Below are 17,348 nucleotides of genomic sequence, written 5' to 3' on the forward strand. Positions count from 1 at the left end.
TTTTGAGCGTCCTGAAGGCCGACAGGCCCTGCTTCCGCCCCTAGCGTCGCAATGAGGCGAAACGGCGAAATGGCAATGGCCGAGCCGCCGATTTGTTCCAGTTCTAGGAAGCCGCGGATTAACCTCGCGTGAATGTTGCAGTCTGCCGACGTTCATCTCGACTGCTATTTGCACCGCCCAATTGCGATGGGATTTGTGTTGCAATTCCATGAAAAAAAGTCTGATTATCGCCGCAAGGCGGTCTCAGCACCGTTGAACTGCGGCCGTCAGCCCAACAGAAAAAGGAGCGACGGCTACCAACAGAGAGGATCCTCATGCTTAACCCTACCCGTATCTTCGCGGCAGCTTCGATCGCGGCGATGTCCCTTTTTGCCGGATCGGCCATGGCCGATGGCGAGAAATATGTGATCGGCACCGATTCGACCTATCCGCCCTTCGAATTCGTCGATGCCAGCGGCACGATCCAGGGCTTCGACATCGACATCACCAAGGCGCTCTGCGCTGAAATGAAGGCTGAATGCTCCTTCGTCAGCACCGACTGGGATGGCATCATCCCGGCGCTCAACGCCAAGAAGTTCGACATGATCGTCTCCTCCATGTCGATCACGCCGGAGCGTCTGAAGCTCGTCGACTTCTCAAACAAGTACTACAACACACCGCCGGCCATTGCCGTGCCGAAGGATTCGACGATATCGGACGTCGCCGGCCTCAAGGGCAAGGTGATCGGCGCGCAGACCTCAACGACGCACGCCAACTACGCCGAGAAGCATCTCGCCGACACCGAACTCAAGCTCTATCCGACTGCTGACGAATACAAGCTCGACGTTGCAAGCGGCCGTGTCGACGCCGTCATCGACGACGTGGTCGTTCTTTCCGAATGGGTCAAGTCCGACGCCGGCGCCTGCTGCAAGATCCTGACGACCCTGCCGGTCGACAAGGAAATCAACGGCAACGGCGCAGGCATTGCCATCCGCAAGGGCGACCCGTTGAAGGAAAAGCTGAACACGGCGATCGCTGCGATCCGCGCCAGCGGTGAATACAAGAAGATCCAGGACAAGTACTTCGACTTTGACGTTTACGGCGAATAAGAAAATCGTTATCTGGCCGATGAAGGTAATGGCGGAAGGCTTGCTCTTCCGCCATTTTTGTTTGACAAAGATGGCAAGATCAAAACGGCAAAAGCCGTGAGGGGAATTCTCGCATGGGCGGATTATTTTCCGCGCTGGGCTCCTTTTGGAGCTGGATTGTGCAAATTTTCGATCCGCTATGCGGACCCGTTGGCATCTTCACTTGGTTGGGTCAGTCGACGATCCTTGCCTGTGGCGATACCGGCTGGGGCGACGAGATCGCGCTTGGCCTGCAGGTCACCGTTTCGGTGGCGATCGTCACCCTGCCGATCGGCCTCGCCATCGGCTTCCTGGTGGCGCTCGGCCAGCAGTCGGAGGAAAAGCCGCTGCGGCTGGCGGCCGGCATCTACACGACGATCTTCCGCGGCTTGCCGGAGCTTCTGACGCTCTTCATCATCTACTACGGTTTGCAGATGCTGATCCAGTCTCTGCTGACCTTCGTCGGTTATGACGGGCCGCCGATCGAGATCAACGCCTTCCTCGCCGGCGTCATCGCGCTTTCGGTCGTCTTCTCCGCCTACTGTTCGGAAGTGCTGCTCTCGGCCTTCCGCGCCATTCCCAAGGGTCAATATGAGGCAGGCGACGCGCTTGGGCTGCACAGCGGCCGCACGCTGCGCCTGATCATCCTGCCGCAGCTTGTGCGCATCGCGTTGCCGGGCTTGACGAACCTCTGGATGGTGCTGCTGAAGGATACCTCCTACGTCTCGATCATCAGCCTTGCCGATATCCTGCGCCAGACGAGCGTCGCGGTGCGGGTGACCAAAGAACCCTTCTTTTTCTATGGTCTGGCCTGTTGCCTCTATCTGGTGCTCGCCATCCTCTCCTCCTTTCTGCTCGTCCATGTCGAGCGTTGGGCCAAGCGTTCGGAGATCCGTCGATGAGCTACGCCGAAACGCTGATCCAACCGCAGCCCGCGCCCCGTGCGGTGATGAAGCCGATGACGCCGGCCCGCATGGCCGGCTATATTCTCGTGGCCATCTGGGCTGTGCTCGCAGCACTTCTCGTCATTTCCGTCATCAATGGCTGGGATCCGGAAAAATTCATCCGCTACGGGCCGCGTTACCTCCACGGCCTCGGGGTCACGCTGAGCCTCGTTTTCATTTCCGTCATCTGCGGCGCCATCCTGTCGCTGCCGCTTGCCGTGGCGCGCATGTCAAAGAACCGGCTGCTGAATGCGCTGGCCTACGGCTACATCTATTTCTTCCGCGGCACGCCGCTGCTTGCCCAGCTGTTCCTGGTCTATTACGGCCTCGGCATATTCCGGCCGCAGCTTGAGGCCGTCGGCATCTGGTGGATCTTCCGCGATGCCTGGTATTGCGGCCTCTTTGCCATGACCATCAACACCGCGGCCTACCAGGCGGAAATCCTGCGCGGCGCCGTCGAAAGCGTGTCGCGTGGCCAGCACGAGGCGGCCGCCGCTCTCGGCATCCACAAGTTCATCGCCTTCCGCAAGATCATCTTGCCGCAGGCTCTCATCGTCGCACTTCGCCCTTACGGCAACGAGATCATCCTTTTGATCAAGGGCTCGGCGGTCGTCGCCATCATCACCGTGCTCGACTTGATGGGCGAAACCCGCTATGCCTTCTCCCGCACTTTCGACTACCAGACTTATCTCTGGGCGGCGATTTTCTACCTCACCATCGTCGAGGCCTTGCGTCATCTCTGGGCCTGGTTCGAGCGCCGCCTGACCCGGCATCTCAAGCGCTGATGCGTGACGCCAAAAACTGTGTCGCGGCTTTGGGACAACGGCATTCATCAAACAAAGGCCAATTGGCAGCACTCTCGGAGTGCTGCTGCCAAACCGTTGATATTAAAAATGAATTGTCCTTTTACGAAGTATCTGTAAAGCTTCCGTTAACCACTCGCATGTTTCCATATCATCTAGCGCTAATAAGCGCGCGAGTGGAACAAGAAGAAGTGGAATACGATGCACAAGGACATGGAAAAACAACTGAAGGGCTATGGTCTGACGACCGCCCAGATCCTCTATCGTCTGCCGGACCACCCAGTGATCCTGCAGACCTATGTCTGGCAGGATTACGACCTCGCCCCCGACTTTCCCGAAATGCGCGGCTTCCTGAAATTCTGGGAAGAGAAGCTGGACGGGCCACTGCATTCGGTGCGCTACATCCACCGCAAGCTGATCTCGCCAACCGAGTGGCGGGCACTGAAGGGCGAGTTCATCCTGCACTGATCGGCGCTGGAGCATGATGTCGAAAAGTGTGAACAGTTTTCGCGCGACATCGTGCAGCAACTCAAAGTGCTACAGCGTCCTTTGCGACTCTTGAAAAGACGCACGGCGCAGTAGGCCGCGTCAGACATGCGCCTCGCCATGGCCGAATTCGCCTTCGTCTCGATCCGGGCGCAAGGCGAAACCAAGCATGGCGAGATAGAAGGCGATGACGACTGCAATGACCGCAAGGCCGGGAACCGGCCCGAGTACGGCATTGTCGATGACATAGGCCCATGACTGCGCCTGCAGTGCCGGCATGCCCTCCGTCTGCAGTTTCGGCGTCGAGATCTTCAGGCACCAGGCGAGCAACAGGATGAAATACATCCAGCCGTAATTGCGTTTGAGCCGGCGATGCATCGCCTCTTGGTAGCTGAGCAGGAAGCGCGGCTTACGCAGGCTGCTGGCGACCACCACCGCCCATTCGCTGCCGGCGTTGGCGTCGGGCGCCAGGATTTGCGCAAAATAGCAACGCTCGATCTGGCGAATGCGGGCGCGATAGATATCGAAGAAGCGGTAGCGCCGCGCCTCGATCATCAGAAGCAGGGTCACCAGCATCATCCCGAACAGCAACACCCCGTGATGCGAGCTCGGCGTCGACAGCGACACCGAGAGGAGTGCGGCGACCACGGTGATCGCCCAGTTGGACGTCCGGTCGATGCGGTCGCGCCAACTCGTCATCCGCCCAAGTTCACCGCGGTAATAATGGCTGAGCGTGTTGGTGATCTCGCCTGGTGTACCAGGCAGCAGGAATGCCGGCGTGGCCTCTCCTTCCCTTGCCGATGACGTCCTGTTTTGCTCCGTTTTCATGGTTTTTCCTCCCTTCATCTTCTTTTCGACCATTCTGCGCCCGCAAGCGCACCATTGCAAAACATCGAAAGCGGCCTTAGACGCATGCCTGAAAACAAACGGCCTGAAACAAAAGGACGACGGACTGCGATGGCAAAGAAGATCGACGAAGAAGCCCTTGGCGAGGCCTATAACCGCGCACTGGCGCTGGAGAAGGCCGGCGATCTCGACGCCGCCGTTGCAGCCTATCAGGAAGTCCTGGCACTCGATCCCGACGATCACGGCGGTGCAGCCGTACGCATCGCTGCGATGGGCCGCGGCGAAACGCCGGTCAAGGCGCCCGACGCCTATGTCGAGACCTTGTTCGACCAGCATGCCGAGGTTTTCGAGGACGTGCTGGTCGAGCAGCTGGGCTATCACGTGCCGATGCTGGTGCGCCAGCGCCTCCAGGCGCTGAAGCTCGGACCGTTCAAGCGGCTGCTCGATCTCGGCTGCGGCACGGGCCTCACCGGCGGCGCGCTGCGCGACCTCTGCGCCGATATGACCGGCATCGACATATCGGAGAAGATGGTCGAGATCGCCCATGAGAAGGATCTCTATCAGACGCTCTTTGTCGCCGAGGTCGAGGATTTCCTCGACGACAACGACGAGGAAGCCTTCGACATCATCGCCGCCACCGACGTGCTGCCCTATCTCGGCGCGCTCGAACCGCTGTTCTTCGGCGCCGCCGAGAACCTGACGCCAGGCGGATTGTTCATCTTTTCCTCGGAAACCCTGCCCGAGGAAATACTCGCTGGCCGCGCTTATATGGTCGGCCCGCACCAGCGCTTCGCCCATGCCGACGCCTATGTGAGAGAACGCCTGACGGCAACCGGTTTCGAACTCGTCGAGATATCGGATATCAACGTGCGCATGGAAGACGGCCAGCCGACACCCGGCCATCTGGTGATCGCCCGGTATATTGGCTGACGGAATACTTTCGCGGTTGGCGAAGTATCTGTTGCGAAATGCGTCACGACCTGATAGTTAGTCGATCGGTAAAGTTTGCAGCAACGATAGGAAAGGTCGCCGCATGTCGCTCGTGCTTTATGGGCATCCGCTCGCCTCCTTCTGCCACAAAGTGCTGATCGCGCTTTATGAAAACGGCACCCCTTTCGAAAATCGCATCGTCGATCTTTCCGACGAAAGCTCGCGCGCCGATCTCTTCCGCTTCTGGCCGATCGGCAAGATGCCGCTGCTGCGGGACGAGGCGCGCGACAGCACCATTCCCGAGACATCGATCATCATCGAATATCTCGAGCAATATTATCCCGGCCCCGTTCGCCTGCTGCCGCTGGAGATCGACCGGGCACTGCAGGTCCGTCTCTGGGATCGCTTTTTCGATCTCTATGTCCAGACACCTATGCAGACGCTGGTCAGCAATCGTCGGCGCCCCGAGGGCACGGCAGACAAAACCGAGGTGGCCGCCGCCAAGGCGACACTCGCGACCGCCTACGCGATGATCGAAAAGCAGCTCGCCGATAAGCCGTGGATATCAGGCGACGGCTTCACCATGGCCGATTGCGCCGCGGCCCCTGCCCTCTTCTATGCCGAGACGCTGGTTCCGTTTTCATCGGAACAGCCGAACCTTCGCGCCTATTACGATCGGCTGCTCGCCCGCCCGTCCTTTGCAAGGGTGCTGGAAGAGGCCCGCCCCTACTTCAAGTTCTATCCCTACAAAGAGAGACTGCCGACCCGCTTCCGGGATGCGGCGGGATGATCGAAAGCCAGGCGGAACTCGACCGCATGTTCCACGCGCTTTCCGATCGCAGCCGCCGCGGTATGATCGACCGGCTCGGTCGCGGCCCCGCCTCCGTCACCGAACTGGCGGCACCGCTTGCCGTTGCCCTGCCGACGGTGCTGAAACATCTGCAGGTGTTGGAGGAAAGCGGTCTTGTCCTTTCCGAAAAGGCCGGTCGCGTGCGCACCTACCGGCTGCAAAAGGACGCGCTTGCCGCCGTCGAGCGCTGGGTGGAACAGCGAAAGATCCGCTGGACCACCACCTTCGACCGCCTCGACCAATTTCTTGCTGATGAACCGGAGACATTTCCCGAATGACGACATCATCCGCCGAACACGCCACTCTCGTCATCGAGCGTCACCTGAAGGCGCCCGTCTCCCGTGTCTTCCGCGCCTGGTCAACACCGGAATCCAAACGCCAATGGTTCGCCTGCCACGGCGAATGGGCGCCGCTGGACTACGAGCTCGATTTCCGCCCCGGTGGTACGGAACGGAACTACGTCGCCGATACTGACGGCCTCCTGCACGCCTATGATGCCCATTACGTCGATATCGTGCCCGATGCCCGCATCATCTATGCCTATGAGATGAAGCTTGGGGAAAGCCGCATCTCCGTATCGCTCACAACCGTCGCCTTCGAAGCCGCACCCGGCGGCACGAAAATGGTCTTCACCGAACAAGTGGTCTTCCTCGACGGCTACACCGATAACGGCGCCCGCCTCCAGGGCACCGAAATCGGCCTCGACAATCTGCAACTCTTCCTCGAGCGCGAGGAAAGCCCGATCCACTGACACATGTCGCCAAATCAAGTTCGATGCGACGCGTTTCAGGCGATATTGCCAAGCCTCAAGCATTGCTTGGTTTTTTTCGGGCGCCGGCGGGGCGAGCGGCAGCCCGCGTTGACGTGTTGAGTGCGGCGGCGGCGCGAACGAGCGCCTTCAATGCCTGCTCGTTGATCTCATCGCCCTCATGGAAATCGATGGCGCGCCTGGTATTGCCGTCAAGGCTGGAGTTGAAGAGGCCTGAAGGGTCCTCCAGCGATGCGCCCTTGGCGAAGGTCAGCTTCACCACGCTTTTGTAGGTCTCGCCCGTGCAGATGATGCCGGCGTGCTCCCACACCGGAACGCCTCTCCACTTCCATTCCTCGATCACGTCGGGCTCGGCTTGCCTGATGAGAGTTCGGACCCGGGCGAGCGTCTCGCCTCGCCAATCGCTCAACTCCTCGATTCTCGCATCGATCAAACGAGAAGGAGAGTCTCCGTCTTTCTCTTCGCTGGAGCCGCTCTTCTTCATGGTTGCCGTGGCTTTCTTCATCAATATCTCTCCTCCATCCCTTAAGTGCTGATGGCCTAAAGCATGTCGCGCAAAAGTGTGCAGCGGTTTTGCGACCACGACATGCGCAAACCAAAGACCTAAAGCGTGGCAAGCGAATCTGAAAGATCGCGACACGCTTTAGAGTGCCGTGCGTCCTTTCGGACGCACAAAGGACGCTCTAACGCTTTAAATCTACGCATCCGCTTACATTCGTTCACCGGGCAATTGGCTGGCCTGCTCCACCCAGGCGGCGAGCTGAGCCTCGTCGAGTTGGTCTTCCTCACGGATGTGGAAGTAACGCACCTCCTTTTGCTTGGACTCGCCGGGAGGGATGGGATTGAGCGACGTGCCACAGAAGAAAGCAAGTTTGATGTATTTCGCGAAGCAATGGACACCGAGGAACCAGCCCTGCCCTTCCATGCCATAGAGCGGCGAGTTCCATTTCACGGCCTTATACACCCCCGGCACCGTGCGCGTGATGAGCGCATCGAGGCGATGCCCGATGTTGCTTTTCCAGCCCGGCATGGCGGCGATGTAGGCTTGCACGGGAGCGTCGCCGTAACCCTTAGCGATCTGAGGGTTGCCGCCCGAGAGTAGGGTCGGCTCAGCGGTATCAGGCGTGGCAACTGTCTTCTTCGTGTCCTTCGCTGCGGCCTTGGATGTCTTCCCGGACATTGCCTTCACTCTTACCCTCCGCTGCGTCCCGCATCGCGCCACTTGGTGGCATATGGCAGCGCGAACAAGTAGAGACCAGTGAGCAGGAGCAAGGTCAGCGGCAGCAGCGCCATGAGCCCCACCCAGACGGATGATTTCTCCTGCACCATCGCGATGATATTAGTTATGACGGCCAGCGTAAAGGCAATGGACAGCCAACGGTGGATCCACCGAAACCAGTTATTCCAATTCAAGGAAGCCTCCTGCGAAAACGAGACGAAGCGGATGGCGTGATCCGTTTGGCTGCGGCCTCACTCTATCCGCGCCAGGACCTGTTCGAGATTTGCAAAGAACCGCTCCCAACCGCTCCTGGCGCCCCCGTAGGCCTGCCGCTGATCCGGCCGGAAGCCCGACTGCTCCATGCGCAGCTGCGTGCCCGCACCCGTGGGCGTGAGAGTCCAGGTGACGACACTTTCGAGATCATAGGCAGCCCAGGTGTAAGACAGGGTTTTGTTCGGTTCGACTTCCAGGACCTGGCAATCGACGGAGCCCCAATCCGCGCTCAGCTTGAAACGGTGATCCACGACCGGCACGAAGTCGTTCTTCATCAGCCAGTCCGCGATAAGATGCGGCTGGGTGAGCGCGCGCCAGATCTTTTCCGGCGGAAAAGGGATCTCTCGTTCGACGATGACGGAACGGGTTTCGTTTGAAATTTCGGTCATTGGTCCATCCTTTTCAATAGATCTTCCAGCTGGTCGAACCGATTTTGCCAAAAGCCGGCCATCTCACTTGTCCAGTCGACCAGCGGCGCCAGCGCACCGAGCTGGGCGCTGTAATGGGTCTGGCGACCTTCGTGACGATCACGCACCAATCCGGCTTGCTTGAGGATTCCGAGATGTTTCGAGACGACCGGTTGCGAGACCCCGGCCCGAGCCGTCAGAGCCCCGACCGTCTTCTCCCCTTCGCGGCACAGCCGTTCGAAAAGAGCCCTCCGGGTCGGATCGGCGAGCGTTCTGAACAGCACGTCTTGGGTGTCCGACATCTATGATCCATACCCCGTTGGCTATGGATTGACGTATAGCCACAGAGGTATGAGTGTGTCAAGCCGGACGTAAGGCGAGCTAGTGAAACTATTGTTGCTGATTTTGGCGCATGCCGCGGCGCACTTCGGCAGAGACCGCTGATTCTCTCATACCCGGGAGGCTATACATCTTCGCTATTGGTGATGCATGCTCGCACCAACACGCCTCGCCTATGCCGAGGTCTGCAGCTTCGCGAATGGCGCCGGGATCAATGGCCGCTGTCTGTACCGAGGATCGCGGCAAGCAGTCGACCCTCCAGCTCGGCAAGGCCAGGATGGCCGTGCCGGCGCGGATGCGGATAGGGAATGGGAAGATCGAGTGCGATCCGCCCCTCGTCGAGCACGATGACCCGGTCGGCGAGATGCACCGCCTCGCTGACATCATGGGTGACGAGCACGGCGGTGAAGCCGAGTTCGCGCCAGACACGGTTGATGAGTTCCTGCATGCTGATCCGCGTCAGCGCATCGAGCGCGCCGAGCGGTTCGTCGAGCGCCAGCACGCCCGGCCGGCTCACCAGCGCCCGCGCCAGTGCCACGCGCTGCCGCTGCCCGCCGGAAAGCCGCGCCGGCCATTCCCTGGTCTTTTCGCCGAGCTGGACTTCGGCAAGCACGGCCTCAGCCGCCTTCGCCGCAGCCCGGTTGTCGATGCCGTCTCCGAGCCCGACAGCGACGTTGTCAGCGACGCTGAGCCAGGGCAACAGCCGCGGCTCCTGGAAGACGATGCGGGCGTTCGGGCTCGCCTGCGCGCCATCGGCATCCTCGAAATGCAACGCGCCGGCACTCGGCTCGTCGAGACCCATCAGGATGCGCAGCAGCGTGCTCTTGCCGCAGCCGCTCTTGCCGATCACGGCGACGAACTGGCCGGCCGGAATATGCAGATTGATGCCGCGCAGCACGCGGTTCTCCCCAAAACGCTTTTCAAGCCCCGTCAGGCTAATCGCCGCGGGCGCATTGCGACCGGCCGCGGGCGCGTTTTCGCGCGCATAAGCTGGCTCTTCGACGACGGCGTGAAAACGCTCATGCGCGATCGATGTCATGGCGTCTCTCCTATTTCTGATAGACCGGGTTCCAGGCGAGCAGCCGCCTCTCCAGAACCCGGGCGATGACATCGGCAAGCTTGCCGAGCACGGCATAGATGACGAGGGCGAGCACGACGACGTCAGTCATCATGAATTCGCGGGCATTGTTGGCCATGTGGCCGATGCCTGAGGATGCTGCGATCGATTCCGATACGATCAGCGTTAGCCACATAATGCCGAGCGCATATCTCAAGCCGACGAAGATCGACGGCAACGCGCCTGGAAAGATCACCTTGCGAAAGAGCGTCCAGTTGCCCATGCCATAGACCTTGCCCATCTCGATCAGATCGCGATCGACATTGCGCACGCCGTGATAGGTGTTGAGATAAACCGGGAAGAGCACGCCGAGCGAGGTGAGAAACAGCTTCGATTCCTCGCCGATCCCGAACCACAGGATGACGAGCGGGATCATTGCCAGGTGCGGAATGGTGCGCAGCATCTGCAGCGTGGTATCGGTCAGTTGCTCGGAAATACGCGATACGCCATTGGCGATACCGAGCAGGAAGCCGATCGAACCGCCGACGAGAAAGCCGGCAAAGGCGCGGCCGGCGCTCACCAGCAGGTCATTCGGCAACTGGCCGGAAACCGTCGTCGACCAGAAGGCGAGGCCGACATCGGCCGGCGACGGCATGATGCGCGACGAGATCCAGCCGGCCGAGGAGGCAAGCTGCCAGAACGCCACGATCGCCACCGGCACCAGATAGGGCGTCAGCTTCTCCAGGCCGGGCAGTGGCAGGCGGAACCCCGCCTTCCCGGCCTTTTCGGAAGTGACCGACCGTACGACCGGAGTATCGAAAGTCGACATGCATTGTCCTCGCGCTTATCGGGAGCAGGATGCCGCAAGCCCTAAGCGGCTTGCGGCGGCGTCACGCTCTGCGTCTTCGTTCGAGATCAGGAGCCGGAGACGACTTTCAGATTGCCGCCATGGCTGCCGCCTGCGAAGACTTGCTTGCGGCCGAACTCGTTGTTGAAACCCAGGCGCTGCTGGTTGCGGGTAATGCCGAGCTCGGGGAAAAGCAGTTCGGCGACGCGATAGGCCTCTTCGAGATGTGGATAGCCGGAGCCGATCACCGTATCGATGCCGATCTCCTGATACTCGCGAAGCCGCGCAGCCACCGTCTTCGGCGATCCCACAAGCGCCGTGCCCGCACCGGCACGCACCAGGCCGACACCGGCCCAGAGGTTCGGCGAGACTTCGAGCTTGTCGCGGCGCCCGCCGTGAAGGGCGGCCATGCGCTTCTGGCCGACCGAGTCGGACTCCTGGACGAAGCGCTCCTGCGCCTCGCGGATCGTATCGTCGTCGAGATGGCGGATCAGCCGCTCGGCCGCCCCCCATGCCTCATCATCGGTTTCGCGCACGATGAAGTGCAGGCGGATGCCGAAACTCACCTCGCGGCCGCGTTCGCCGGCGGCTTTGCGCACCTTGGCGATCTTCTCGGCAACCTGTGCCGGCGGCTCACCCCAGGTCAGGTACTTGTCGACCCGGCCGACGGAGAAATCGATGCCGGCATCCGACGAACCGCCGAAATAGAGCGGCGGGCGCGGGTTCTGCACCGAGGGAAAGCCGAGGCGCGCATTGGTCGCCTTGATGTATTTGCCGTCGAAGCTTGCCGTTCCCTTTTCCAGCAGTTCCTCAAAGACGGTGAAGAACTCTTCGGCATGGGCGTAGCGCTCGTCATGCTCGAGATGGATGCCGTCGCCGGCAAGCTCCGCCGGGCTGCCGCCGACGACGATGTTGAGCAGCAGCCGACCGTTGGAGATACGGTCGAGCGTCGTCGCAAGACGCGCGTAATAGGCAGGCGACGCCGTGCCGGGGCGGATTGCCACCAGGAACTGCAGCTTCTCGGTCTTGGCGGCAAGGGCTGCCGCCGTCACGAAGGACTCCTCGCAGGCGACCCCGGTCGGCAGCAGCACGCCGGAATAGCCGAGCCGGTCGACGGCCTGGGCGATCTGCGTGAGATAACCGATCTCCGGCGCGCGGTTGAGCTCGGAGGAGCCGAGATAGGTGCCGTCGCCCGATGTCGGGATGAACCAGAGGAAGTTGATAGGCCCGGATATACCTGTATGGGAGGTGGTCATGGAAGACGGTCCTTTAGCTGCGGAATTCGCGGTCGAGATGGCTCTCTGCACGTGACGACGCACAGACCGTCTGCCCGTATAACGCCGCCGCACGGATGCTTGGGAGGATCGTGGTGGTGGCGGAGGGTGCAAGAAGGCCGGCTGTCTGTCTGTGCGTGAGCATCTGAAATGTCCCTGTCGATCGGATGGCGGCTGGCCGATACTTCGGTGCCCGCTCCGATCGAGAGGATACTGACATAGACCAGTAATTAGATCGACAATATCGCTTTGCTATTGTAATCCGTTTTGGAGAATATTTTTCCGATTCAACGGCATGGAGGACCTCTCCATGCCGCCTCGCGGGGATCTTGGCACCGAGCGGAAATCAGCTTGCCTTGGGACGCCAGACGATATCGCCGGTTGCGAGCTTCTTCGGCAGGATGCCGAGCCCGTAGAATTCGTCTGCGAGTGCCTGCTGATAGGCGGCGGCGGCATCGGTGATGGTCGAGACGCTGCCGAGATCGGCGCCCTTGCGCGTCAATGTCACGCGCGTCACGTCGGCCGGCACGCCGGTAATTTCGGAAAGCTCCTTGACCGTTTCGTCGAGATTGCTCTGGGCCGACTTCCCGACCTTGGCAAGTTCATCGATCACGTCGACGACCACTTGCCCCTTGGCATCGGTGAAATCGCGATTGGCAAGGAAGAAGCTGTAGGAATCGACGATGCCTTCAGCGGTCGTCAGGATACGTGTGTCCGGATCAGCTTCGGCAATCGCTAGATAAGGATCCCAGATCGACCAGGCGTCGATGCTGCCATTCTTAAACGCAGCGGCGGCATCCGGCGGCGAAAGATCGAGCTGCTCGACATCTTCGGGCTTCAGGCCTGCCTTGCGCAAAACCTTGACGGTTACATTATGCGCGCTGGAGCCGCGCTTGAAAGCGACCTTTTTACCCTTGAGGTCTTCAAGCGTCTTGATGGACGAATCCTTGCGCACGAGGATAGCCGAGGATGCCGGGCTGCCCTTGTAGAGACCGACATAGTAGAGCTGCCCGCCGGCCGCCTGGGCAAAGAGCGGCGGCACATCGCCGGTCGCGCCGAAATCGAGAGCACCGGCGCCCAGCGCTTCGAGAAGCGGCGGGCCAGAGGTGAATTCCGACCAGCTGACGGTGATGCCGTGATCGGCAAGCCGCTTTTCAAGTGCGCTGCGACGCTTGGCGAGCGCCAGCACACCGTTCTTCTGCCAGCCGATACGGAATTCGCTGGCGGCAGCGCGTGCCGGCCGGACAGCCGGCAGGATTGCCGTGGCCGCAGCGGCTGCGAAAAGCCCGAGCGTCTGTCGACGTGAAATCATGACTTTCCCCTTTTGATGGTGCCGGGCCTGTTTTCGGCTGGTCGACCCTGTCAGTGATGAATCCCATGATGATGAAATCTATAATTAGATCGACAATTTTATTTGCAAGATTCCGCCTTTGGTGAAATTTTGCGGCTCGGAAATCGCCCTTGAGCGGAATTTTTTCGCGCGTCCCCTATGCTGCCTACTATCCCGGCTCACTCCCGACCTTCCGCGGCCAGCCGCTCGCGGATGAAGGTAGGGCCGCCGGCAAGACGCTTCGCAAGCAGGCTTGCGGGATCGATCATGCGCCAATAGGGCGTAACCGTCGAAACCGGCTCGCCCTTCTCCAGCGCGCCGAAGGACAGCTCGGCGATCGCACGCAAATGCCGCTGCACGGTCACCGGACAACAGGCGTCCGTCCCATATTGAGCGGCAAGACGGCGGCGGAGAACGCCGACTTCGGTGAGGACACCTTCCGGTGCCGATCGAATCTGCTCTGCGACCATCTGCTGCGATGGAATAAGCATCGCCTGCATTCCGTTGCGGCCTTTGCGCCGCGGCTTGATCGTCGGAATTTCGCTCATGTCACCCCCGAACATAATGCCCTCCCTCCAATCTAGGGCTCGGCCGAACGGTAGCCAGCCTCATATGCGTCAATCGGAAGGAAGTCCGTCTTCACGGGCTTTTCTGCTCCCGCCGTTTCGGTTAATCCTCGGGCCTGCACTTGAGGAAAAGGATAGGACATATGGCAAAAGTCGCGTTTATCGGTCTCGGCGTCATGGGTTTCCCCATGGCGGGGCATTTGAAGACGAAAGGCGGCCACGATGTCACCGTCTATAACCGCACGCCGGCAAAAGCCGCCGCCTGGGCCGAGAAATTCTCCGGCAAATCGGCCCCTACTCCGGCCGAGGCCGCCGCTGGCGCCGATTTCGTCTTCGTCTGCGTCGGCAACGACGAAGATCTCCGATCGGTGACATTGGGCGAGAACGGCGCCTTACACGGCATGAAGCCCGGTTCGGTGCTGATCGACAACACCACCGCCAGCGCTGAAGTTGCCCGCGAACTTTATGCCGCGGCAAAGGAAAAAGGTGTCGATTTCATCGACGCACCCGTCTCCGGCGGCCAGGCCGGCGCTGAAAACGGCGTCCTGACCGTCATGTGCGGCGGCGACGAGGCCGTCTTCGAACGCGCCAGGCCTGTCATCGACGCCTATGCCCGCATGGTTGGTCTGATGGGGCCGGCAGGCTCGGGCCAGTTGACCAAGATGGTCAACCAGATCTGCATCGCCGGCCTCGTCCAGGGACTTGCCGAAGCGCTGCATTTCGGCAAGCGCGCCGGCCTCGATATTGAAAAGGTGGTCGAGGTGATCTCCAAGGGTGCAGCCGGCTCCTGGCAGATGGAAAACCGCCACAAGACCATGAACGCAGGCAAATACGACTTCGGCTTCGCGGTCGACTGGATGCGCAAGGATCTCGGCATCGTGCTCACCGAGGCCCGCCGCAACGGCGCCAAACTGCCGGTCACCGCGGTCGTCGACCAGTTCTATGGCGACGTGCAGGCGATGGGCGGCAATCGCTGGGACACATCCTCGCTGCTTGCCCGCCTGGAGAAATGATCGGCCCCTCCTCCGATGCGGCCGAATTGATCGCGCATCTCCAAACGCTGCGTTCGGAGCAGAATGTCGCCGGCATGGCGCGCTTCGGCATCGTCACCGGCGGCGCCCTCGGCATCTCCAATCCCGATATCCGGGCGGTCGCCAGACTGGCGAAGAAGGATCACCTCAGGGCAATGCAGCTCTGGCGAAGCGATATCCGCGAAGCCCGGCTGCTTGCCCTCTACACAGCCGAACCGAAGCGGTTGACGACGGAGGAAGCCCGACATTGGGCCGATGACTTCAACTCCTGGGAGATCGTCGATTGCGCCGCCGATCTCTTCGTCGAGGCCCGGTTGGACGAGCTCATCTGGGAATTCGCCGCCGACGAGCGCGAATTCGTCCGACGCACAGCCTTCGCCATGATTGCCGGTGGTGCCGTCCACCGGAAGAAGGAGCCGGACGCCACCATTCTTGCCTGGCTGCCGCTGATCGAGGCTCATTCCGGCGACCCCCGAAACTTCGTGCGCAAGGCGGTGAATTGGGCGCTGCGCAATGTCGGCAAGCGCAATCTGGCCTGCCATGCGCCGGCACTGGCACTCGCAAGGGCCCTGGCGGAAAGCCCTGATAAAACTGCCCGCTGGATCGGCAAGGATGCCGTCAGGGAGCTGGCCGGCGAAAAGCTGCTGGCACGGTTGAGATAAGGCCGATCGGCCGCCAAACTATGTCGCGCAAAACTGTGCAGCGTTTTGCGATGACGACATACGGAAAATAAAGCCCCAAAGTGCAAGGAGCGATTCTGAAAGATTGCGACGGGCTTCAGGCTGAAGCCTCTTCGTCAATGCTGCCTGGATTTCTCGACCAGGAAATCGATCAGCACCCGCACCGCCGGCGGCATGCCCTTGGCCGTCGTGAAAACGATGTAGAACTGGCTTTCCTCCGACTGCCATTCCGGCAGCACCCGCACCAGCTTGCCAGCCTGGAGACCGGCCTCGCAGGCGCTTTCGAGCAGAAGCCCGAAGCCGAGACCGGCCCGGGCCGCGTCGAGGATGGCGGTCATGCTGCGGCAGGTGAGCCGCGGCTGATGACGAATCACCTGTTTGGCGTCATTCGGACCGACCAGTTCCCAGGTGTGGAACGACACCCACGACGTCATTGCCAGCGTCGGAAGGTCGGCGAGCTCGTCAACGCAATTCAAACTGCCGGTACGCTCGACGAGCGAGGGACTTGCGACCAGGATACGTCGCGCCCGGTCGAGCTTGCGCATCGTCAGGCTCGTCTGCGTCTCCGGCTCGTTGGTCGCCCTCACCTCGAGATCGATCCGTTCGTTGATGAGGTCGGCGCGCCGGTCGGAGCCGATGATCTGCAGCTTGATCTTCGGGTAACGTTCCAGGAATTCAGGCAGGATGCCCCCGACCGAGATGTCGACGAGAGCGAGCGGGCACCCCATCCGCACCACGCCCTGTGGATCGGATTGGGCCTCGGTGACGATCGACTTGGCGCGGTCGGCCTCTTGCAGGATGGCCTGGCACCTTTCGTAAAAAGCTTGGCCTATCTCTGTCACCCGGAAGTGACGCGTCGAGCGTTCTATAAGCCTTGCGCCAAGCCCATCCTCGAGACGGCTGACCCGCCTGCTGAGTTTCGAACGTGGTATTTTGAGATCGCGACTTGCAGAAGCGAAACCGCCGCTGGAGACGACAGCGGCGAAATAATAGTAGTCGTTGAGATCGTCCATAAGAACAAGCTATCCGAGAGTGTGAATGAATGCCAGCCCCCAGCAAAGGTTGTATCCTCTCTCCCAAAAAGCTGTAATCACATTGTCGGCATTGGATTTTCTTTTCACGACCCGTTGCGGCAAGCTAGCCGATGCAGACGAAGTCAATCAATCGACAGCCGTCCGCACGGCAATATCTCGGCCGATCCAGCTTGCTTGAAAAATTGAAAACGGGGGTGCCTCAATAGCCGAGGCTAACAAAATGCCGACATACGATACGAAACGTACCTGTTCGGCTCACCTGAAAAGACGATCCAGAAACACTGCCTTGAAGACTGTGCGTCAAAAACGCTGCAAGGACGGTCCGGCAGGGAAGACCGGACCCGTCCCCGTAGCTGATCGGAGGTCACTCGGATCAGAAACTGATTTAAGTGCTCCCGGTCCGAAGACCGGGAGCATATCCACCAAGTGGATTAGAACGAACGCTGCAGACGGAAGTAGCCCGTCGTGGTGTCGTCGCCATCTTGCGGATCGAGCCACTGAACCGAGGCCTTGGCGTAGAAGTTGTCGACGATCTGGTAATCAACCGTCAGACCAGC

At 60.6% G+C, this 17,348-nt stretch carries 22 protein-coding genes and 1 pseudogene; 10 read left to right on the plus strand and 13 right to left on the minus strand.

The window, feature by feature from the left end; all coding sequences use genetic code 11:
- Positions 1-314 precede the first annotated feature (314 nt).
- The 4 genes from HFO99_RS18430 (at position 315) to HFO99_RS18445 (ending at position 3,321) form a co-directional block, all read left to right on the plus strand.
- On the plus strand, positions 315-1,088 hold the full coding sequence (locus HFO99_RS18430; RefSeq protein ID WP_047621389.1) for a transporter substrate-binding domain-containing protein: 774 nt from the start codon (positions 315-317) through the stop codon (positions 1,086-1,088).
- Positions 1,089-1,201: 113 nt separating this feature from the next.
- Entirely contained in the window at positions 1,202-2,008 is an 807-nt protein-coding gene (locus HFO99_RS18435) for an ABC transporter permease (RefSeq protein ID WP_222309627.1), read from the plus strand.
- The gene (locus HFO99_RS18440; protein ID WP_222251562.1) at positions 2,005-2,835 is read left to right on the plus strand and encodes an ABC transporter permease; all 831 of its coding nucleotides are present in this window, start codon (positions 2,005-2,007) and stop codon (positions 2,833-2,835) included. Before HFO99_RS18435 ends, HFO99_RS18440 begins: the two co-directional genes overlap by 4 nt.
- 219 nt (positions 2,836-3,054) lie before the next feature.
- Positions 3,055-3,321 (plus strand): usg protein, encoded by a 267-nt coding sequence (locus HFO99_RS18445; protein WP_064250809.1) that lies wholly within the window; start codon positions 3,055-3,057, stop codon positions 3,319-3,321.
- A gap of 120 nt (positions 3,322-3,441) precedes the next feature.
- Here the strand turns inward: HFO99_RS18445 and HFO99_RS18450 are convergent, their stop codons facing one another.
- A complete protein-coding gene (locus tag HFO99_RS18450; RefSeq protein ID WP_222362726.1) occupies positions 3,442-4,167 on the minus strand; it encodes a DUF2270 domain-containing protein in 726 nt (241 codons plus the stop codon).
- Positions 4,168-4,296: 129 nt separating this feature from the next.
- Here HFO99_RS18450 and HFO99_RS18455 point away from each other — a divergent pair, with 129 nt between their 5' ends.
- The 4 genes from HFO99_RS18455 (at position 4,297) to HFO99_RS18470 (ending at position 6,716) form a co-directional block, all read left to right on the plus strand.
- Positions 4,297-5,115 (plus strand): methyltransferase, encoded by an 819-nt coding sequence (locus tag HFO99_RS18455; RefSeq protein WP_222362729.1) that lies wholly within the window; start codon positions 4,297-4,299, stop codon positions 5,113-5,115.
- Between the two features lie 103 nt (positions 5,116-5,218).
- Positions 5,219-5,905: a glutathione S-transferase family protein gene (locus HFO99_RS18460; RefSeq protein ID WP_222362731.1), complete on the plus strand. Its 687-nt coding sequence runs from the start codon at positions 5,219-5,221 to the stop codon at positions 5,903-5,905.
- On the plus strand, positions 5,902-6,243 hold the full coding sequence (locus HFO99_RS18465) for an ArsR/SmtB family transcription factor (protein ID WP_222309621.1): 342 nt from the start codon (positions 5,902-5,904) through the stop codon (positions 6,241-6,243). The genes HFO99_RS18460 and HFO99_RS18465 overlap by 4 nt, the downstream gene beginning before the upstream one ends.
- Entirely contained in the window at positions 6,240-6,716 is a 477-nt protein-coding gene (locus tag HFO99_RS18470; RefSeq protein ID WP_222309619.1) for an SRPBCC family protein, read from the plus strand. The genes HFO99_RS18465 and HFO99_RS18470 overlap by 4 nt, the downstream gene beginning before the upstream one ends.
- Positions 6,717-6,771: 55 nt before the next feature.
- Here HFO99_RS18470 and HFO99_RS18475 read toward each other — a convergent pair whose 3' ends face one another.
- From HFO99_RS18475 to HFO99_RS18520, 10 genes are all read right to left on the minus strand, one after another.
- Entirely contained in the window at positions 6,772-7,239 is a 468-nt protein-coding gene (locus HFO99_RS18475) for a DUF1801 domain-containing protein (protein WP_222309617.1), read from the minus strand.
- 204 nt (positions 7,240-7,443) lie between these two features.
- Positions 7,444-7,914, minus strand: coding sequence for a DUF1801 domain-containing protein (locus HFO99_RS18480; protein WP_222362734.1), 471 nt, complete (start codon positions 7,912-7,914; stop codon positions 7,444-7,446).
- Positions 7,915-7,925: 11 nt separating this feature from the next.
- Positions 7,926-8,147, minus strand: a complete 222-nt coding sequence (locus HFO99_RS18485; RefSeq protein WP_222362737.1) for a hypothetical protein — start codon at positions 8,145-8,147, stop codon at positions 7,926-7,928.
- A 57-nt stretch (positions 8,148-8,204) separates the two neighbouring features.
- Complete coding sequence (locus tag HFO99_RS18490; RefSeq protein ID WP_222362740.1) at positions 8,205-8,615, minus strand: SRPBCC domain-containing protein; 411 nt, start codon at positions 8,613-8,615, stop codon at positions 8,205-8,207.
- Positions 8,612-8,935: an ArsR/SmtB family transcription factor gene (locus tag HFO99_RS18495; protein WP_003540367.1), complete on the minus strand. Its 324-nt coding sequence runs from the start codon at positions 8,933-8,935 to the stop codon at positions 8,612-8,614. The genes HFO99_RS18490 and HFO99_RS18495 overlap by 4 nt, the downstream gene beginning before the upstream one ends.
- A 248-nt stretch (positions 8,936-9,183) precedes the next feature.
- Positions 9,184-10,011 carry an ATP-binding cassette domain-containing protein gene (locus HFO99_RS18500; protein ID WP_222334872.1) on the minus strand — a complete coding sequence of 276 codons (828 nt, stop codon included), beginning with the start codon at positions 10,009-10,011 and terminating at the stop codon, positions 9,184-9,186.
- A gap of 10 nt (positions 10,012-10,021) precedes the next feature.
- Positions 10,022-10,858 carry an aliphatic sulfonate ABC transporter permease SsuC gene (gene ssuC, locus HFO99_RS18505; protein ID WP_222362742.1) on the minus strand — a complete coding sequence of 279 codons (837 nt, stop codon included), beginning with the start codon at positions 10,856-10,858 and terminating at the stop codon, positions 10,022-10,024.
- Positions 10,859-10,944: 86 nt separating this feature from the next.
- The gene (gene ssuD, locus HFO99_RS18510; protein ID WP_222362745.1) at positions 10,945-12,132 is read right to left on the minus strand and encodes an FMNH2-dependent alkanesulfonate monooxygenase; all 1,188 of its coding nucleotides are present in this window, start codon (positions 12,130-12,132) and stop codon (positions 10,945-10,947) included.
- Positions 12,133-12,496: 364 nt separating this feature from the next.
- Positions 12,497-13,462, minus strand: coding sequence for an aliphatic sulfonate ABC transporter substrate-binding protein (locus HFO99_RS18515; RefSeq protein WP_222362747.1), 966 nt, complete (start codon positions 13,460-13,462; stop codon positions 12,497-12,499).
- 197 nt (positions 13,463-13,659) lie between these two features.
- On the minus strand, positions 13,660-14,028 hold the full coding sequence (locus HFO99_RS18520; protein ID WP_222362749.1) for a hypothetical protein: 369 nt from the start codon (positions 14,026-14,028) through the stop codon (positions 13,660-13,662).
- A gap of 161 nt (positions 14,029-14,189) precedes the next feature.
- Here HFO99_RS18520 and HFO99_RS18525 point away from each other — a divergent pair, with 161 nt between their 5' ends.
- Both HFO99_RS18525 and HFO99_RS18530 read left to right on the plus strand, forming a co-directional pair.
- Positions 14,190-15,059 carry an NAD(P)-dependent oxidoreductase gene (locus HFO99_RS18525; protein WP_064250823.1) on the plus strand — a complete coding sequence of 290 codons (870 nt, stop codon included), beginning with the start codon at positions 14,190-14,192 and terminating at the stop codon, positions 15,057-15,059.
- The gene (locus tag HFO99_RS18530; RefSeq protein WP_222362752.1) at positions 15,056-15,739 is read left to right on the plus strand and encodes a DNA alkylation repair protein; all 684 of its coding nucleotides are present in this window, start codon (positions 15,056-15,058) and stop codon (positions 15,737-15,739) included. Before HFO99_RS18525 ends, HFO99_RS18530 begins: the two co-directional genes overlap by 4 nt.
- A 134-nt stretch (positions 15,740-15,873) precedes the next feature.
- Here HFO99_RS18530 and HFO99_RS18535 read toward each other — a convergent pair whose 3' ends face one another.
- Together HFO99_RS18535 and HFO99_RS18540 are read right to left on the minus strand one after the other, a co-directional pair.
- The gene (locus tag HFO99_RS18535; protein ID WP_222362755.1) at positions 15,874-16,770 is read right to left on the minus strand and encodes a LysR substrate-binding domain-containing protein; all 897 of its coding nucleotides are present in this window, start codon (positions 16,768-16,770) and stop codon (positions 15,874-15,876) included.
- A 452-nt stretch (positions 16,771-17,222) separates the two neighbouring features.
- A pseudogene (locus tag HFO99_RS18540) lies at positions 17,223-17,348 on the minus strand (porin); the annotation flags it as partial.

The sequence above is a fragment of the Rhizobium leguminosarum genome (genome assembly GCF_019798305.1).
GTDB lineage: Bacteria > Pseudomonadota > Alphaproteobacteria > Rhizobiales > Rhizobiaceae > Rhizobium > Rhizobium leguminosarum_U.

What these genes read in the sequence shown, in the direction of transcription:
- HFO99_RS18430 (WP_047621389.1), top strand. Translation starts at nt 315, where the DNA reads ATGCTTAACCCTACCCGTATCTTCGCGGCAGCTTCGATCGCGGCGATG.
- HFO99_RS18435 (WP_222309627.1), top strand. Translation starts at nt 1,202, where the DNA reads ATGGGCGGATTATTTTCCGCGCTGGGCTCCTTTTGGAGCTGGATTGTG.
- HFO99_RS18440 (WP_222251562.1), top strand. Translation starts at nt 2,005, where the DNA reads ATGAGCTACGCCGAAACGCTGATCCAACCGCAGCCCGCGCCCCGTGCG.
- HFO99_RS18445 (WP_064250809.1), top strand. Translation starts at nt 3,055, where the DNA reads ATGCACAAGGACATGGAAAAACAACTGAAGGGCTATGGTCTGACGACC.
- HFO99_RS18450 (WP_222362726.1), bottom strand. Translation starts at nt 4,167, where the DNA reads ATGAAAACGGAGCAAAACAGGACGTCATCGGCAAGGGAAGGAGAGGCC.
- HFO99_RS18455 (WP_222362729.1), top strand. Translation starts at nt 4,297, where the DNA reads ATGGCAAAGAAGATCGACGAAGAAGCCCTTGGCGAGGCCTATAACCGC.
- HFO99_RS18460 (WP_222362731.1), top strand. Translation starts at nt 5,219, where the DNA reads ATGTCGCTCGTGCTTTATGGGCATCCGCTCGCCTCCTTCTGCCACAAA.
- HFO99_RS18465 (WP_222309621.1), top strand. Translation starts at nt 5,902, where the DNA reads ATGATCGAAAGCCAGGCGGAACTCGACCGCATGTTCCACGCGCTTTCC.
- HFO99_RS18470 (WP_222309619.1), top strand. Translation starts at nt 6,240, where the DNA reads ATGACGACATCATCCGCCGAACACGCCACTCTCGTCATCGAGCGTCAC.
- HFO99_RS18475 (WP_222309617.1), bottom strand. Translation starts at nt 7,239, where the DNA reads ATGAAGAAAGCCACGGCAACCATGAAGAAGAGCGGCTCCAGCGAAGAG.
- HFO99_RS18480 (WP_222362734.1), bottom strand. Translation starts at nt 7,914, where the DNA reads ATGTCCGGGAAGACATCCAAGGCCGCAGCGAAGGACACGAAGAAGACA.
- HFO99_RS18490 (WP_222362740.1), bottom strand. Translation starts at nt 8,615, where the DNA reads ATGACCGAAATTTCAAACGAAACCCGTTCCGTCATCGTCGAACGAGAG.
- HFO99_RS18495 (WP_003540367.1), bottom strand. Translation starts at nt 8,935, where the DNA reads ATGTCGGACACCCAAGACGTGCTGTTCAGAACGCTCGCCGATCCGACC.
- HFO99_RS18500 (WP_222334872.1), bottom strand. Translation starts at nt 10,011, where the DNA reads ATGACATCGATCGCGCATGAGCGTTTTCACGCCGTCGTCGAAGAGCCA.
- ssuC (WP_222362742.1), bottom strand. Translation starts at nt 10,858, where the DNA reads ATGTCGACTTTCGATACTCCGGTCGTACGGTCGGTCACTTCCGAAAAG.
- ssuD (WP_222362745.1), bottom strand. Translation starts at nt 12,132, where the DNA reads ATGACCACCTCCCATACAGGTATATCCGGGCCTATCAACTTCCTCTGG.
- HFO99_RS18515 (WP_222362747.1), bottom strand. Translation starts at nt 13,462, where the DNA reads ATGATTTCACGTCGACAGACGCTCGGGCTTTTCGCAGCCGCTGCGGCC.
- HFO99_RS18520 (WP_222362749.1), bottom strand. Translation starts at nt 14,028, where the DNA reads ATGAGCGAAATTCCGACGATCAAGCCGCGGCGCAAAGGCCGCAACGGA.
- HFO99_RS18525 (WP_064250823.1), top strand. Translation starts at nt 14,190, where the DNA reads ATGGCAAAAGTCGCGTTTATCGGTCTCGGCGTCATGGGTTTCCCCATG.
- HFO99_RS18530 (WP_222362752.1), top strand. Translation starts at nt 15,056, where the DNA reads ATGATCGGCCCCTCCTCCGATGCGGCCGAATTGATCGCGCATCTCCAA.
- HFO99_RS18535 (WP_222362755.1), bottom strand. Translation starts at nt 16,770, where the DNA reads ATGGACGATCTCAACGACTACTATTATTTCGCCGCTGTCGTCTCCAGC.